Origin of the sequence: Vibrio sp. dhg (genome assembly GCF_003443775.1) — a bacterium.
Classification (GTDB): domain Bacteria; phylum Pseudomonadota; class Gammaproteobacteria; order Enterobacterales; family Vibrionaceae; genus Vibrio; species Vibrio natriegens.
Window position 1 is genome coordinate 3,298,492 of the sequence record NZ_CP028943.1, and the last position, 15,699, is coordinate 3,314,190.

Annotated in this window: 12 protein-coding genes; 7 read left to right on the top strand and 5 right to left on the bottom strand. The window is 46.7% G+C overall.

The window, feature by feature from the left end:
• Positions 1-41: 41 nt before the first annotated feature.
• The 5 genes from dnaA to DBX26_RS15515 all read left to right on the top strand — a co-directional run bounded on the left by dnaA (position 42) and on the right by DBX26_RS15515 (position 7,004).
• The gene (dnaA, locus tag DBX26_RS15495) at positions 42-1,448 is read left to right on the top strand and encodes a chromosomal replication initiator protein DnaA (protein ID WP_014230422.1); all 1,407 of its coding nucleotides are present in this window, start codon (positions 42-44) and stop codon (positions 1,446-1,448) included.
• Between the two features lie 63 nt (positions 1,449-1,511).
• A complete protein-coding gene (gene dnaN / locus DBX26_RS15500) occupies positions 1,512-2,612 on the top strand; it encodes a DNA polymerase III subunit beta (protein ID WP_014230423.1) in 1,101 nt (366 codons plus the stop codon).
• Between the two features lie 9 nt (positions 2,613-2,621).
• Complete coding sequence (recF, locus tag DBX26_RS15505) at positions 2,622-3,701, top strand: DNA replication/repair protein RecF (RefSeq protein WP_020333577.1); 1,080 nt, start codon at positions 2,622-2,624, stop codon at positions 3,699-3,701.
• Positions 3,702-3,714: 13 nt separating this feature from the next.
• Positions 3,715-6,132: a DNA topoisomerase (ATP-hydrolyzing) subunit B gene (gene gyrB, locus DBX26_RS15510; protein ID WP_065296039.1), complete on the top strand. Its 2,418-nt coding sequence runs from the start codon at positions 3,715-3,717 to the stop codon at positions 6,130-6,132.
• A 434-nt stretch (positions 6,133-6,566) separates the two neighbouring features.
• Positions 6,567-7,004, top strand: a complete 438-nt coding sequence (locus tag DBX26_RS15515) for an Hsp20 family protein (protein WP_020333579.1) — start codon at positions 6,567-6,569, stop codon at positions 7,002-7,004.
• A gap of 64 nt (positions 7,005-7,068) precedes the next feature.
• Here DBX26_RS15515 and DBX26_RS15520 read toward each other — a convergent pair whose 3' ends face one another.
• The 4 genes from DBX26_RS15520 to glyQ all read right to left on the bottom strand — a co-directional run bounded on the left by DBX26_RS15520 (position 7,069) and on the right by glyQ (position 13,866).
• The gene (locus DBX26_RS15520; RefSeq protein WP_020333580.1) at positions 7,069-8,322 is read right to left on the bottom strand and encodes a valine--pyruvate transaminase; all 1,254 of its coding nucleotides are present in this window, start codon (positions 8,320-8,322) and stop codon (positions 7,069-7,071) included.
• Positions 8,323-8,548: 226 nt separating this feature from the next.
• Positions 8,549-10,633 (bottom strand): alpha-amylase, encoded by a 2,085-nt coding sequence (locus DBX26_RS15525; RefSeq protein WP_118119696.1) that lies wholly within the window; start codon positions 10,631-10,633, stop codon positions 8,549-8,551.
• Between the two features lie 231 nt (positions 10,634-10,864).
• Entirely contained in the window at positions 10,865-12,931 is a 2,067-nt protein-coding gene (glyS, locus tag DBX26_RS15530; protein ID WP_118119698.1) for a glycine--tRNA ligase subunit beta, read from the bottom strand.
• 14 nt (positions 12,932-12,945) lie between these two features.
• A complete protein-coding gene (gene glyQ, locus DBX26_RS15535; RefSeq protein WP_014230431.1) occupies positions 12,946-13,866 on the bottom strand; it encodes a glycine--tRNA ligase subunit alpha in 921 nt (306 codons plus the stop codon).
• A gap of 483 nt (positions 13,867-14,349) precedes the next feature.
• Between glyQ and DBX26_RS15540 the strand changes: the two genes are divergently transcribed.
• A complete protein-coding gene (locus DBX26_RS15540) occupies positions 14,350-14,904 on the top strand; it encodes a TMEM165/GDT1 family protein (protein ID WP_020333583.1) in 555 nt (184 codons plus the stop codon).
• Positions 14,905-15,110: 206 nt separating this feature from the next.
• Positions 15,111-15,371 (top strand): hypothetical protein, encoded by a 261-nt coding sequence (locus DBX26_RS15545; protein ID WP_020333584.1) that lies wholly within the window; start codon positions 15,111-15,113, stop codon positions 15,369-15,371.
• A 33-nt stretch (positions 15,372-15,404) separates the two neighbouring features.
• Here DBX26_RS15545 and tusA read toward each other — a convergent pair whose 3' ends face one another.
• A complete protein-coding gene (gene tusA / locus DBX26_RS15550) occupies positions 15,405-15,653 on the bottom strand; it encodes a sulfurtransferase TusA (protein ID WP_014230434.1) in 249 nt (82 codons plus the stop codon).
• Positions 15,654-15,699 lie beyond the last annotated feature (46 nt).

The window sequence follows — 15,699 nt, forward strand, 5'->3', positions numbered from 1 at the left end:
GCCAGTCTTTTCCGATAATTCAACTACTCAGTGGGGGCGCCGTGTCATCTTCGCTTTGGCTGCAATGCTTGCAGCAGCTTCAAGAAGAGCTACCAGCAACAGAATTCAGTATGTGGGTTCGTCCGCTACAAGCGGAGCTCAATGACAATACGCTCACTCTATTCGCACCAAACCGTTTTGTGTTGGATTGGGTGCGTGATAAGTATCTGAACAGTATTACACGCTTACTGCAGCAATATTGCGGTAACGACATCCCTAATTTACGTTTTGAAGTGGGTAGTCGTCCTGTTTCAGCACCTAAGCCTGCGCCGACGCGTACGCCTGCGGATGTTGCCGCTGAATCTTCAGCGCCAGCACAATTACAGGCTCGTAAACCGGTTCATAAAACCTGGGATGATGACGCACAAGCGATCGCAGACATCAATCACCGCTCTAACGTGAACCCAAAACATAAGTTCAACAACTTTGTCGAAGGTAAATCGAACCAGTTAGGTTTGGCTGCGGCACGTCAGGTATCGGATAACCCGGGCGCAGCGTACAATCCATTGTTCCTTTATGGTGGTACTGGTCTGGGTAAAACTCACTTGCTCCACGCGGTGGGTAATGCGATTGTGGATAACAACCCGAACGCGAAAGTGGTGTACATGCACTCTGAGCGTTTCGTACAAGACATGGTAAAAGCGCTGCAAAATAACGCGATTGAAGAGTTCAAACGTTACTACCGCAGTGTTGACGCACTTCTTATCGATGATATCCAGTTCTTTGCCAATAAAGAGCGATCGCAGGAAGAATTCTTCCATACCTTCAACGCGTTATTGGAAGGCAACCAACAGATCATCCTGACTTCTGATCGTTATCCAAAAGAGATCAGTGGGGTAGAAGATCGCCTGAAATCTCGTTTCGGTTGGGGTCTGACGGTTGCGATCGAGCCACCTGAGCTGGAAACGCGCGTAGCGATTTTGATGAAGAAGGCAGAAGATCACCAAATTCACCTGGCCGACGAAGTGGCATTCTTTATTGCTAAGCGCCTGCGTTCAAACGTGCGTGAGCTGGAAGGTGCACTAAACCGAGTTATCGCCAATGCGAACTTTACTGGTCGCCCAATTACGATTGATTTTGTACGTGAAGCACTGCGCGATCTACTGGCTCTGCAAGAAAAGCTGGTGACTATCGATAATATTCAAAAGACCGTTGCGGAATACTACAAAATTAAAGTGGCGGATCTACTGTCTAAGCGTCGCTCTCGTTCAGTCGCTCGTCCTCGTCAGCTAGCGATGGCATTGGCGAAAGAACTGACTAACCACAGCTTGCCAGAAATTGGCGATGCGTTTGGTGGTCGTGACCACACCACGGTACTGCATGCATGTCGCAAGATTGAGCAGCTGCGTGAAGAGAGCCACGATATTAAAGAAGATTACTCTAACTTGATTCGCACCCTGTCCTCTTAATCGGTTAGAATAACGGTATTCTAAGCAAATCATTTATTGAGCTGACAGCGTAAAGAGCCAAGCATGAAATTTACTATTGAACGTAGTCATTTAATCAAACCGCTACAACAGGTCTCGGGTGCTTTAGGTGGCCGACCAACCCTGCCTATTCTGGGTAACTTACTACTTAAAGTAGAAGAGAACGTGCTTTCAATGACCGCGACCGATTTGGAAGTGGAATTGGTGAGCAAAGTGACTCTGGAAGGGGATTTTGAAGCGGGCAGCATTACCGTTCCTTCGCGTAAGTTTCTCGACATCTGCCGCGGTTTACCTGACGATGCGATCATTACCTTCGTATTAGAAGGCGATCGCGTACAAGTTCGCTCTGGCCGCAGTCGTTTCTCATTGGCGACGCTACCTGCGAACGATTTTCCAAACATTGAAGACTGGCAAAGTGAAGTAGAAGTCTCACTGAGCCAGGCTGATCTGCGCACACTGATCGACAAAACTCAGTTCTCGATGGCGAACCAGGATGTTCGTTACTACCTCAACGGTATGTTGTTTGAAATTGATGGCACGACATTGCGCAGTGTCGCGACCGATGGTCACCGTATGGCGGTGTCTCAAACTGAACTGGGCGCGGACTTTGCACAAAAGCAAATTATTGTGCCACGTAAAGGTGTCCAGGAACTCGTGAAGTTAATGGATGCTCCAGAGCAACCGGTCGTATTGCAAATTGGTAACTCTAATGTACGTGCTGAAGTGAACAACTTTATCTTCACTTCTAAGCTGGTTGATGGTCGTTTCCCTGACTACCGCCGCGTATTGCCGCAAAGCACCAACAAAACGTTAATCGCAAGCTGTGATGAGTTGCGCCAGGCATTTTCACGTGCTGCGATTTTATCCAATGAAAAATTCCGTGGCGTGCGAGTGAACCTGGCAGATACGGAAATGCGCATTACTGCCAACAACCCAGAGCAAGAAGAAGCTGAAGAAATGCTGGACGTAAGCTTTGATGGCGAACCGATCGAAATCGGCTTCAACGTCAGCTACGTACTGGATGTGCTGAATACGCTACGTTGTGAAAACGTGCGAGTGTCGATGTCGGACGCGAACGCAAGTGCGCTGATTGAAAACGCCGACGATGACAGTGCCATGTATGTGGTGATGCCAATCCGTCTATAAGCGAACAGAATGCCTCTTTCTCGCCTTATTATTCAGCAATTTCGAAACATTAAAGCCTGTGATATTCAGTTATCAACAGGCTTTAACTTTCTTATCGGGCCTAATGGCAGCGGTAAAACCAGTGTTCTGGAAGCGGTCTATTTACTTGGACATGGTCGCTCGTTCAAAAGCTCTCTGACTGGCCGGGTGATTCAAAATGAGTGTGATGAACTGTTTGTTCACGGGCGTTTTTTGAACTCTGATCAATTTGAGCTACCAATCGGCATTAATAAGCAGCGCGATGGTTCAACAGAGGTTAAAATAGGCGGTCAATCCGGGCAAAAACTCGCTCAGTTGGCACAAGTATTACCACTGCAGTTGATACATACGGAAGGGTTTGATTTACTTACTGATGGCCCTAAACATCGGCGCGCATTTATCGATTGGGGTGTGTTCCATACTGAACCCGCTTTTTATGATGCGTGGGGTCGTTTTAAGCGTCTCAATAAGCAGAGAAACGCGTTATTAAAAACAGCCACCAGTTACCGAGAGCTCAGTTACTGGGATCAGGAAATGGCACGTTTGGCTGAAAACATCAGCCAGTGGCGCGCGTTGTACATCGAACAGATGAAAAGCGTCGCAGAAACGATCTGTCAGACATTTTTGCCAGAATTTGAGATCCAATTAAAGTATTATCGAGGTTGGGATAAAGACACTCCGTACCAAGATATACTGGAAAAGAATTTCGAGCGTGATCAGTCGTTGGGGTACACCTTTAGTGGCCCAAATAAAGCTGATTTGCGCATTAAAGTGAACGGAACACCTGTTGAGGATGTTCTTTCACGCGGTCAATTAAAACTCATGGTGTGTGCATTGCGAGTAGCGCAAGGGCAGCACCTGACAGAGATGACCGGTAAACAATGCATTTACCTAATTGACGACTTTGCGTCGGAATTAGATAGCCAACGTCGCAAGCGTCTTGCTGACTGCTTGAAAGAGACGGGCGCACAAGTATTTGTAAGCTCTATCACTGAAAACCAAATCGCCGACATGTTGGACGAGAATGGAAAATTGTTTCATGTGGAACATGGCAGGATAGAGTCAAACTAGAAGAGAGAAACTCATGTCTGAAAATTACGATTCATCGAGTATTAAGGTACTGAAGGGTCTGGATGCGGTACGTAAGCGTCCAGGTATGTACATCGGCGATACGGACGACGGGACCGGCCTGCACCACATGGTTTTCGAGGTGGTGGATAACTCAATTGATGAAGCGTTGGCAGGTCACTGTAAAGACATCGTTGTGACAATTCATGAGGATAACTCGGTTTCCGTTAGCGACGATGGTCGTGGCATTCCAACAGAAATGCACCCAGAAGAAAAAGTATCAGCAGCCGAAGTTATCATGACGGTACTTCACGCTGGTGGTAAGTTCGATGATAACTCATACAAAGTATCGGGTGGTCTGCACGGTGTAGGTGTTTCGGTAGTAAACGCACTGTCTGAAAAGGTTGAACTGACCATTCACCGTGGTGGCCATATCCATACTCAAACCTACCGTCACGGTGAGCCTCAGGCTCCTCTAGCTGTTGTTGGTGATACGGACAAAACCGGTACACAAATTCGCTTCTGGCCAAGTAGTGAGACTTTCACTAACACAGAATTCCATTACGACATTCTAGCTAAACGTCTGCGTGAACTATCGTTCCTGAACTCTGGCGTTTCTATCAAGCTGTCAGATGAGCGTGAAGAAGATAAGCATGACCACTTCATGTACGAAGGTGGTATTCAGGCATTTGTTCAGCACTTAAATACCAACAAAACGCCAATCATCGAGAAAATCTTCCACTTCAACTTTGAACGTGAAGACGGCATTTCAGTAGAAGTTGCAATGCAATGGAACGATGGCTTCCAAGAGAACATCTTCTGTTTTACTAACAACATTCCACAGCGTGATGGTGGTACTCACCTAGCTGGTTTCCGTGCTGCGCTGACGCGTACACTGAACACTTTCATGGATAAAGAAGGTTTCTCTAAGAAAGCGAAAACAGCAACCTCAGGCGATGACGCACGTGAAGGTCTGACTGCTGTTGTTTCTGTAAAAGTGCCTGATCCAAAATTCTCGAGCCAAACCAAAGACAAACTGGTGTCATCAGAAGTGAAATCAGCAGTTGAGTCGGCGATGGGTGAAAAGCTTTCTGAGTTCTTAGTTGAAAACCCGAGTGAAGCGAAGATGGTTTGTTCTAAAATCATCGATGCAGCACGTGCTCGTGAAGCCGCGCGGAAAGCTCGTGAAATGACTCGTCGTAAAGGTGCGCTAGACTTAGCAGGTCTTCCAGGCAAACTTGCTGACTGTCAGGAAAAAGATCCGGCACTCTCTGAACTATACATTGTGGAGGGTGACTCTGCGGGCGGTAGTGCTAAGCAGGGTCGTAACCGTAAGAACCAGGCTATCCTGCCACTGAAAGGTAAGATCCTGAACGTAGAGAAAGCACGTTTCGACAAGATGCTTTCTTCACAAGAAGTAGCGACGCTTATCACAGCGCTAGGTTGTGGTATTGGGCGTGACGAATACAACCCGGACAAACTGCGTTACCACAACATCATCATCATGACCGATGCCGACGTCGATGGTTCTCACATCCGTACGCTACTGTTGACTTTCTTCTACCGTCAAATGCCAGAGCTTATCGAGCGTGGCTACGTGTACATCGCTCAGCCACCACTATACAAAGTGAAAAAAGGCAAACAAGAGCAGTACATCAAAGATGAAGAAGCGATGAACCAATACCAGGTATCACTGGCACTGGACAACGCATCACTGCACGTTAACGCAGAAGCGCCAGCTCTTGCGGGTGAATCGTTGGAGAAACTGGTACAGCAATACAATGCTGGCATTAAGCTAGCCGATCGTATGAGCCGTCGTTACCCTAACGCATTGATGCATGAGCTGATTTACACGCCGCGTTTGACACCAGAACAATGTCACGATGCAGCAGCTGTTGAAGCGTGGACTAAGCAGCTTGTTGAGCAGCTTAATGCAAAAGAAGTGGGCGCGAGCCAATACAGCTTTGAGGTTGAACAGCACGCAGAGCTTGGTCTGAGCCTACCTAAGATTATCGTACGTACTCATGGTGTGACACATGAGCATGCACTAAGCATCGACTTCCTGAATTCGAAAGAATACAGCAAGTTGGCGGATCTATCTGAAGAGCTTGATGGCCTGATCGAAGAAGGTGCTTACATTAAGCGTGGTGAGCGTACTCTGGCAATCTCAAGCTTTGCAGAAGCACTAGCGTGGCTGGTTAAAGAGTCCATGCGTGGTCTAAGCCGTCAGCGCTACAAAGGTCTGGGTGAGATGAACCCAGATCAGCTTTGGGAAACCACAATGGACCCAGAGACGCGCCGTATGATGCAAGTAACCATCGAAGATGCTGTTGGTGCAGACCAGTTGTTCACAACATTGATGGGTGATCAGGTTGAGCCGCGTCGTAACTTCATTGAAGAGAACGCACTGAAGGTTGCTAACCTAGACGTGTAGTCGAAAGCTTGCAACTTCATTGTGATTAAAAACGTCATCTCGAAAGAGATGGCGTTTTTGTTTTTGGAGAAGGTCGAAGATAAACGGAGGTCCTAGGGGCTAGAAACTCTGATCTCAACATCCATAAATTTTTTTCTTATTATCCCTTGAAAGCGTATTTTCAGACCTTATATCTAGAATTGAAGAGGTTAGCTGACTTGCTAGAGACTAGAAGAACAGCCCTCTGCAACCGCTAAAACAAGATCGCTCAAAAGAGGATGCTTTGTTTTAGCACACAACTTAACTTAATGATTCCTGTCATGTCTCGGTGAAACGCGTTTTCACTAGCGGAATGATTTGGATTCCTTAGCTCGGCGCTGGTTTTTGCATAAACACGCCAATTAGATGAGCGTCATCTGAGCTAAGACTATTGCTTGATTAAGAGGATAGATTTTATGCGTAATGTAGATTTCTCACCACTATACCGTAATGCAATTGGCTTCGACCGTCTGTTTAACCTGATGGAAGCAAGCTCTGCGAAAAATTCTTCTGGCGGTTACCCTCCATATAACATTGAGCAAAAAGACGAGCATAACTACCGTATTACAATGGCGGTTGCAGGATTTGCTGAAGAACAGCTCGATCTGACTCAAAATGAAAACATGTTGATCGTAAAGGGTGAGCGTAAAGCGGAAGAAGGTAAAAACTACGTTTACCAAGGTATTGCAGAGCGCGACTTTGAACGTAAGTTCCAGCTTGCTGACTACGTAAAAGTAATTGGCGCATCAATGGAAAACGGCCTACTACACATTGATTTGGTTCGTGAAATTCCAGAAGCGATGCAACCACGTAAAATTGCTATCGGCGGCAATAACTTGCTAGAAAACAACTAATCAGCAAGTAGCTTGCACATAGAGTGAGAAAGAGCGCCAGTTGGCGCTCTTTTAGTTTGTTTTTCTATTTACCTTCTTGGTAAGCTTTTTCAACTTCTTCAGCGATAATTGCGATACCTTTCTGCATCATCTCGTCATCCTGAACATAGTTCATACGCAGGCATTGATGCGCATGATCCCATTCATCTTCCTGACCGATGAAGAAGTATTCACCCGGTACAATCAGGACTCCACGATCTTTCAGGCGTTGGTACAGTTCCATAGTGGTGATTGGCAGTTCGTCAAACCACAGCCATAAGAAGATAGCGCCTTCAGGTTTGTGAATACGAAAACGTGGGTCGGTGATCGCTTGCTGCAGCAGTTCTACCGCACGTAGAGATTTCTGCTTGTAATAAGGCTTAATAACATCCGAACTCAATCTGAGCAGGTCGCCATTACCAATGATATGGTTGGCCAGTGCAGGACCGACACTACCTGGAGCCAGGCTGATAATGCCATTCATATTGGTCAAAGCCTGGGTAATCGCTTCATTGGCAATTACGATACCGCAGCGCACGCCCGGTAAGCCAAGTTTGGACAGGCTCATACACAGGATCGTATTGTCATTCCAGAATGGTTCAACATCTTCAAAAATGATGTTCGGGAACGGCAAACCGTAAGCGTTATCAATGATCAACGGAATGTTGTTCTCACGCGCGAGTTTATCCAGCTTGCGGACTTCTTCATCCGTTAGCACGTTGCCTGTTGGGTTGGTTGGGCGAGAAGCACAGATAGCCGCGACAGAGTCATCAACTTTCAGTTGTTCAAAATCAACGTGATACTTAAACAAACCATTGTCGAGCAACTCGATCTCCGGGTGGTAAGAGACGAAAATATCTTCATCAATACCGGCATCGCCGTAGCCAATGTACTCTGGTGCGATCGGCAACAGCACTTTTTTGTGTGAACCGTCAGGCTGTTGGCCAGCGAGTAAATTAAATAGGTAGAAGAAACCGCTTTGGCTGCCATTGGTCAGACTGATGTTCTTCTCACTGATGTCCCAACCGTAGGTTTCACGAAACAGTTTTGCCAGGGCTTTAATAAACGCATCTTTACCTTGGGGACCATCATAGTTGGTGAGTGCGGCGATGAGTTCTCCGCTGGCGAGCATTTCCTCACTGGCTTGGTGAAAGTAATCGAGCATGGCAGGAATGGCGGCAGGGTTACCTCCACCGAGCATGATGGCACCTGGTGTGCGCAGACCATCATTTAAATCATCCATTAACTGTGTGATACCTGAATACTGATTAAATTTTTCGCCAAACTTTGAGTACTGCATGTTTACTTATACCTAATTCATTGTGATTGCTTTGTGTAATCTTGCTGACTGAACATCAGCTTATAGTGTAATACTTGACCTTACCCTAATGTTATTACGACGCAAAGTGTGAATTCACTCGAAGAAGAAAAAAGTGTCTGTTCAGACCAGATGAATGGATTATAAAGCGAAAAGAGCAATAAAAAGGGAAGCCTACGCTTCCCTTGCTGGTGGAGAGATGGATGTGCTATTCGCCAGTGTAGACAATAAGCACCTTGTCATCCTGATATTGGCGCTCGAACGCGTAGTAGCCTTCCTGATTACGTGTAATGTGCTTACCTTGAGCAACGGCTGGGTGACGCTTACGGAATTCGCCCAGTTTTTGCCAGTGCTGCAGTAAGTCTTCACGTTCGCCATGAATCTTATCCCATGGCATGTCGGAGCGGGTTCCCTGATGGGTATCTGAACCGGTATGACCGAAGTCACGGGCAATCTCATCACCGTAATAGATTTGAACTGCACCCGGCGCCAACATTAACGCATTTGCTGCGCGTGCCTGATCATCGAAGCTGCGGCTACGTGCAGACCAGAACAGCTGAGTGTCATGAGAAGAAAGGTAACTCAACACATTGAACTCGGGGTCGTTGTTGATTTGCTCTGCATAGCGTCGGTAATCACTGTCGAGGTTGGCAAAGCATTTGAGCGCTTTTGGTGCGACATCTGACTGGAATTCGAAATTAATTATCGAATCGAATCCGCTATCGAAGTAAGGGCTCTTCACCACACTGTGTGCCCAGACTTCTCCGGTCATCCAGAATGGCAAATCGTCCAGCGCTTTCTCTGGGTTGTTCTGTTTCCATTCGGCAAGAGCTTGTGTGGTACTGGCTTTCAATTCTGACCACGCGTCCATTTCGACGTGTTTGGCGGTATCGACACGGAAGCCATCAACGCCATAATCGCGGACCCAATCGGATAGCCAAGTGATCAGATGTTCGCGCGGCGTCTTTTGTTCATCACGTGCGCCGGTATCTTTGTTGTGGAAGAAGTTTGGCAAACCGGTTTTCTGAGTCGACTCGGTTTTCAGATCCGGTAAGTAGTTCAGAGACATGCTGATATCGTTGTATCCCGGCGCATCGTAATTACCGATGTCGGTGCGAATCCACGCTTTGCCCCACCATTTTTCCCACGCTTCGTTATCGCTGTATTTGACGTAGTCGTTGAAGCTATGCCAACTCTGCCCCGATTTTGGCTGCCAGTCGGTCCATTTTTCACCCAGTACTTGTTTCGCTTCTTGGTCATCAAGGTAAAGTTGACCAAAGCCAAACTCCTGCATGTCGGCCAGTGTGGCGTAGCCAGTGTGATTCATCACGACATCCCAAATGATGCGAATGCCTTTCTTATGCGCGGTATCGATGAAGGTTCGCAGCTCATCTTCGGTGCCCATATTGGCATCAAGCTTAGTCCAGTCTTGGTGGTAGTAGCCGTGGTAGCCGTAGTGTTTGAAATCGCCTTTGTCACCGCCCCCAACCCAGCCGTGAATTTGCTCCAGCGGTGAGGTTATCCAAATCGCGTTAACACCGAGAGATTCAATGTAGTCGAGCTTTTTGGTCAGACCCGCCAAGTCTCCACCGTGGAAGGTGCCGATTTCGTACTTACCGTCTTTACTGCGGCCATAGCTGTTGTCGTTGTTTGGATTACCATTGTAAAAACGGTCGGTCATGACGAAGTAAACTGTGGCGTTATCCCAGCTGAATGGTTTATTCGCTTGTTGTTCAACTTCCTCTAGCAGTAGGAGCCCCTGACTCATTGGGCCTGGCTGAAGGGTGACTGCACCATCGGTTACGGTTGCCTCTTGTCCAGTCAGTGCATCTCGAACTAAAGTCCCATCACTAAAGGTTTCCGCGACGTTGATGGTTTTAGCCGTATCGGTTGCGACAGGGCAAGTGAAGCTGGTTACCTGAGACTGTTTTGGTTTGATCTTAACCGTCAGCTCATTGGTCGTTGGGTTGAGCGTAAATTGGTAGGTATTGGCTTTGAAAATGCGCAGCGGCATAGTGGCATCCGTTGCACAGTTATCCATTTTTAATGGTGTGTTGAATTTGATGCGGCTTTCTTCTGCCAGAGCGAAGCTACTGCCACAGCTTTGTTTGCTGTCGGCAATCGTAAAGGTGTAATTGCCTTTATCCAGTTTCTGTTCTGCGACGAGTAATCCTTGATCGTTTTGTTCGAACATGGCTTTGTCATCACCGACGCTTAATACGATGGCATTTTCTGGAATTTGGCTGCAGGCACTAAGCAGACCAATAGAGAGTGCGAGAATTGTTTTTTTCATTGTGTCCTTCCCCCGAATAAACAGATCTTTTATAACAAAAAGAAGCCTCTACAATCCGAGTGATGCACCAACAAGTTAAACCTCTCTCACCCTACAAATTTTTGTCCTGTTCACAAAATGAGTAATATTTTTCTCCAACCTTGTATTTTTGCCAACAAAAAAGGGAAGCAGATGCTTCCCTTTTAGTTATTTTGTGACTTCTTTTTCAGTCAGTAACTCAGTTTCGGTTACTTATTTTTGCAGAAGCGAGATGTCTGCGATCTGTAGGAACAGGTTACGCAGATTGTTCAGAAGGGTCAGACGGTTCTTCTTAAGTGCTTCGTCGTCTGCCATTACCATTACGTTGTCGAAGAACGCATCCACTGGCTCACGCAGATCAGCAAGTTTGCTTAGGGCTTCTTGGTAGTTACCTGTTGCAAAAGCTGGCTCAAGTGCTTCAGTCATCACTTCAACGCTTTCTGCTAACGCTTTTTCTGCATCTTCTTGTAGAAGAGACAAGTCAATCTCTTCTGCTAGTTCGCCATCGAATTTCGCTAGGATGTTACCTACACGTTTGTTCGCTGCTGCCAAAGATTCTGCTGCTTCTAGCTCACGGAAGTGAGATACCGCTTTCACGCGTTGGTCGAAATCAGCTGGTTTAGTCGGGCGACGCGCCAGTACAGCTTGAATAATATCGACACTGAAACCTTCATCTTTATACCATGCATTGAAACGACCAAGCATGAACTCAATGACATCTTGCTCAACGTTGTCGTTAGTCAGTTTAGAGCCAAACTGTACTTTCGCTTCACGGATAAGGTCTAGAAGGTCTAGGTTGTAGCCGTTTTCAACGATGATACGCAGTACGCCCAGAGAAGCACGACGAAGTGCAAACGGGTCGCTGCCTTTAGGTGCTTGGCCAATACCGAAGATACCAACGATAGTGTCCAGCTTGTCAGCCATTGCCACTGCAGAAGAAATCGCAGTGCTTGGCAGAACATCACCAGCGAAACGCGGCATGTATTGCTCGTACAGTGCAAGCGCTACTTGCTCATCTTCACCGTCGTGAGTTGCGTAATGCATACCCATTACACCTTGAGTGTCCGTAAACTCGAATACCATTGAGGTCATTAGGTCACACTTCGCCAACAAACCTGCGCGAGTCGATTTCTCAACATCGGCACCAATTTGTTTCGCGATGTAGCCAGAAAGCGCTGTGATACGATCGGTTTTGTCTTTGATTGTGCCCAGTTGCTTCTGGAAAATCGCGTTTTCTAGCTCAGGAAGACGGTCAATCAGTGGACGCTTACGGTCAGTGTTGAAGAAGAACTCGGCATCAGCTAGACGTGGACGTACAACTTTCTCGTTACCTTCGATAACGTGGCGAGGTTCTTTCGACTCAATGTTTGATACGAAGATGAAGTTAGGCAGTAGTTTCTTGTCTTCAGAGTAGACAGGGAAGTACTTCTGGTCACCTTTCATGGTGTAAACCAATGCTTCAGAAGGCACTTTCAGGAATTCTTCTTCGAATTTCGCTGTTAGTACTACTGGCCATTCAACCAGAGAGGTCACTTCTTCTACTAGGTCATCTTCTAGATCAGCGATACCGCCAACCGCGGCTGCCGCTTTTTTTGCGTCAGCTAGGATGATAGCTTTACGAGCTTCGTAATCCGCCATAACTTTACCGCGTTCTTCAAGAATCGCAGGGTATTGCTCAGCAGAGTCGATAGTGAATTCTTGCTCACCCATGAAGCGGTGACCGCGAATAGTGCGTGCAGAAGCGACGCCAAGGATTTCACCTTCGATTAGGTCGCTGCCCATTAGCATCGTTAGCGTTTTAACTGGACGAATAAATTGAGTCGTCTTGTTACCCCAGCGCATTGGTTTTGCGATAGGTAGGTTTGCTAGTGCTTTTGCTGCTAGTTCAACGATGATCTCAGATGCTGGCTGACCTTTCACTTCTTGTTTGAACAGTAGCCATTCACCTTTGTCTGTTACCATGCGATCCGCTTGGTCAACCGTAATGCCACAACCACGAGCCCAGCCTTGAGCCGCTTTGGTTGGGTTACCGTCAGCATCAAATGCTGCAGAGACTGCAGGGCCGCGTTTTTCAACGACTTTGTCAGATTGGCTTTCTGCCAATGCTGCTACTTTAAGTGCCAGACGGCGAGGTGCTGCATACCACTTGATGCCTTCATGAGCAAGTTCTGCACTTGCCAGTTCAGCTTCAAAGTTTGCTGCGAATGCTTCAGCCAGAGTACGAAGTTGCGTTGGTGGTAGCTCTTCTGTACCCAGCTCGATTAGAAATTCTTTTGCCATGTTAGATCGACCCCTTACGCGTTATCTTCTTTTTTACACATTGGGAAGCCAAGCGCTTCACGTGATGCGTAGTATGCTTCTGCTACTGACTTAGTCAGGTTACGGATGCGTAGGATGTAGCGTTGACGCTCAGTTACTGAGATCGCCTTGCGTGCATCTAGCAGGTTGAACGCGTGGCCAGCTTTCAGGATGCGTTCGTAAGCAGGAAGTGGAAGAGGCTTTTCAAGTGCAACGAGCTCTTGACACTCTTTCTCACACTGTTCGAAGAAGCCGAATAGGAAATCAACGTCAGCGTGTTCGAAGTTGTAGGTTGATTGTTCCACTTCGTTTTGGTGGAAGATATCACCATAAGTAACTTTGCTGCCGTCTGGCGCAATGTTCCAAACCAGGTCGTAAACTGAATCTACTTCTTGGATGTACATTGCAAGACGTTCTATACCGTAAGTGATCTCGCCAGTTACTGGTTTACACTCAAGGCCACCAACTTGTTGGAAGTAAGTAAACTGAGTTACTTCCATGCCGTTTAGCCATACTTCCCAGCCTAGACCCCATGCGCCTAGTGTTGGGTTTTCCCAGTTGTCTTCTACGAAACGGATGTCGTGTACAAGTGGGTCAATACCAAGAACTTCAAGGGAACCAAGGTACAACTCTTGGATATTGTCTGGCGATGGTTTTAGCGCTACTTGGAATTGGTAGTAGTGCTGAAGACGGTTAGGGTTTTCACCATAACGGCCATCAGTAGGACGACGTGAAGGTTGTACATAAGCTGTCGACATTGGCTCTGGGCCAATCGCTCGTAGACAGGTCATTGGGTGAGAGGTACCCGCACCAACTTCCATATCTAGTGGTTGAACAATGGTACAACCATTTTGAGCCCAATAATCCTGCAGCGCGAGGATCATTCCCTGGAAGGTTTTGATATCGTATTTTTGCATAAGTCAGGTTCGCGCGATTCTCTTGTTACTCGTTAATTCGCCGTCTATGCCGAGTTTTACAACTCTAACAAGGGCGATAAGGAGTAATTACGGTTGAATAAATTAACAATCTAGTATACCCAGATATTGAGCATGGGAGTAGAGCTAATCTTGATTAATTCGTGGGCAACTTTCTCCTTTAATGGATTTTTACCGAGTTATCTACCGTATTTTTCTTAAAAGGGAGTTTTCGTCTGATTTGGTGCTTGAGATGCGCTACAAGGTTGGCTAGAATTGCGCCTGTCTTTGGGGAGTAGCTTACCCGATGGAGTTTCTATTTCATCCGGTTCGTTCGTCAACATAATTGGTGCAAAATCACCATGGCGCTCGAGACTCGAAGCCTTTCGAGTTTAGCAAGACCTTAGACAAATCATCACGAACCGGGGTGGGGCGTGAGGTTTGTCTATGGTTAAATATTATAATCCCTGCCCCAAAGAGCATGTCGTGAGCGTTTTAGCTATTTCAATTACTACTGTCGCGTTAGCAGAAATTGGCGATAAGACCCAATTGCTTTCGTTGTTACTTGCTAGTCGATACCGTAAACCGGTTCCTATTATTGCAGCCATCTTTTTAGCCACTATTGCTAACCACGCTTTAGCTGCATGGTTAGGTGTCGTTGTAGCCGATTATCTTTCTCCTGAAGTTTTAAAATGGGTGTTGGTGGTCAGTTTTGTTGCCATGGCGGCTTGGATTCTGATTCCGGATAAACTCGATGACGATGAAGAGATCTCCAACCGCGGCCCGTTCATTGCCAGTTTTATTGCCTTTTTTGTTGCTGAGATTGGAGACAAAACTCAAATAGCAACCTCTATTCTGGGCGCGCAGTATGCCGATGCTTTGAGTTGGGTGGTATTAGGTACGACGATAGGTATGTTACTGGCGAATGTGCCTGTGGTTCTGATCGGTAAGTTATCTGCGGATAAAATGCCATTGGATCTTATCCGTAAAGTGACCGCCTTTTTGTTCGTCTTATTGGCGATTGGTGCGGCAGTCTTCTAGTTTGACCTATGTGGGTAAAGCTAACGGCTTGGCGTTACTTTGCCCCGAAACGTCGTTGAAAATGGAGCGAATTATCAATAACTAGTGAATTCGTGGCTTACTTCAAACTCTGGCATAAATTCGTTCAATAGCGTGACGAGTGGCATATTAGTGTCATACTTGTCATGGTAGTTTAGTGCTGTGAATGATAGCGAGAGGGCAAGTTTATGCTTACACGTTACATGGGGATGACCCCAAAGAGTCAGAGTTATTTATTCACTTTTGGTTTAGTGCTGTGCTTGTTGGCATTGGTGCTAACCGATATGTGGTTACCGATTGTAGCGGGAACTTTCATACTCACCGGGTTAACGGTAGAAGCATGGATTCGAGTTGCACACATCATACCGATGCATGAAGAAATGCGGGCGATGAAGAAACAGCTCAATAAGCTACAGTCAGAAATACGCACATTAGAATACGACGAATAAGTAAACGGCAGCCAGATAGGCTGCCGTTTTTGATTATTCCAAACCTTTCTTTATCAGGTATTGATAGGGCAACTGCTCTGTTTGTGCCGCTATCAACTGATGATCCATAAATCGGCAGAAACTCGGAATATCTCGAGTCGTCGATGGATCGTCCGCTTTCACCAGCAAAATTTCACCATCTTGCATGTTGCGAATTGTCTTCCTGACCATCATCACTGGCTCTGGGCAGCGCAGTCCCTCTGCTTCTAACGTCTTGGTTGCCAGTTCAGGATTAAAGCTCATAGTGTGACTCTCGTAGCTAACTTAGCGTTGAATTTTACGTTCGTGG

Excerpts from the sequence above, each read along its gene's own strand:
- glyQ (WP_014230431.1), bottom strand. The coding sequence starts at position 13,866 with ATGCAAAAATACGATATCAAAACCTTCCAGGGAATGATCCTCGCGCTG.
- DBX26_RS15515 (WP_020333579.1), top strand. The coding sequence starts at position 6,567 with ATGCGTAATGTAGATTTCTCACCACTATACCGTAATGCAATTGGCTTC.
- dnaN (WP_014230423.1), top strand. The coding sequence starts at position 1,512 with ATGAAATTTACTATTGAACGTAGTCATTTAATCAAACCGCTACAACAG.
- DBX26_RS15545 (WP_020333584.1), top strand. The coding sequence starts at position 15,111 with ATGCTTACACGTTACATGGGGATGACCCCAAAGAGTCAGAGTTATTTA.
- DBX26_RS15520 (WP_020333580.1), bottom strand. The coding sequence starts at position 8,322 with ATGCAGTACTCAAAGTTTGGCGAAAAATTTAATCAGTATTCAGGTATC.
- gyrB (WP_065296039.1), top strand. The coding sequence starts at position 3,715 with ATGTCTGAAAATTACGATTCATCGAGTATTAAGGTACTGAAGGGTCTG.
- glyS (WP_118119698.1), bottom strand. The coding sequence starts at position 12,931 with ATGGCAAAAGAATTTCTAATCGAGCTGGGTACAGAAGAGCTACCACCA.
- DBX26_RS15525 (WP_118119696.1), bottom strand. The coding sequence starts at position 10,633 with ATGAAAAAAACAATTCTCGCACTCTCTATTGGTCTGCTTAGTGCCTGC.
- recF (WP_020333577.1), top strand. The coding sequence starts at position 2,622 with ATGCCTCTTTCTCGCCTTATTATTCAGCAATTTCGAAACATTAAAGCC.
- tusA (WP_014230434.1), bottom strand. The coding sequence starts at position 15,653 with ATGAGCTTTAATCCTGAACTGGCAACCAAGACGTTAGAAGCAGAGGGA.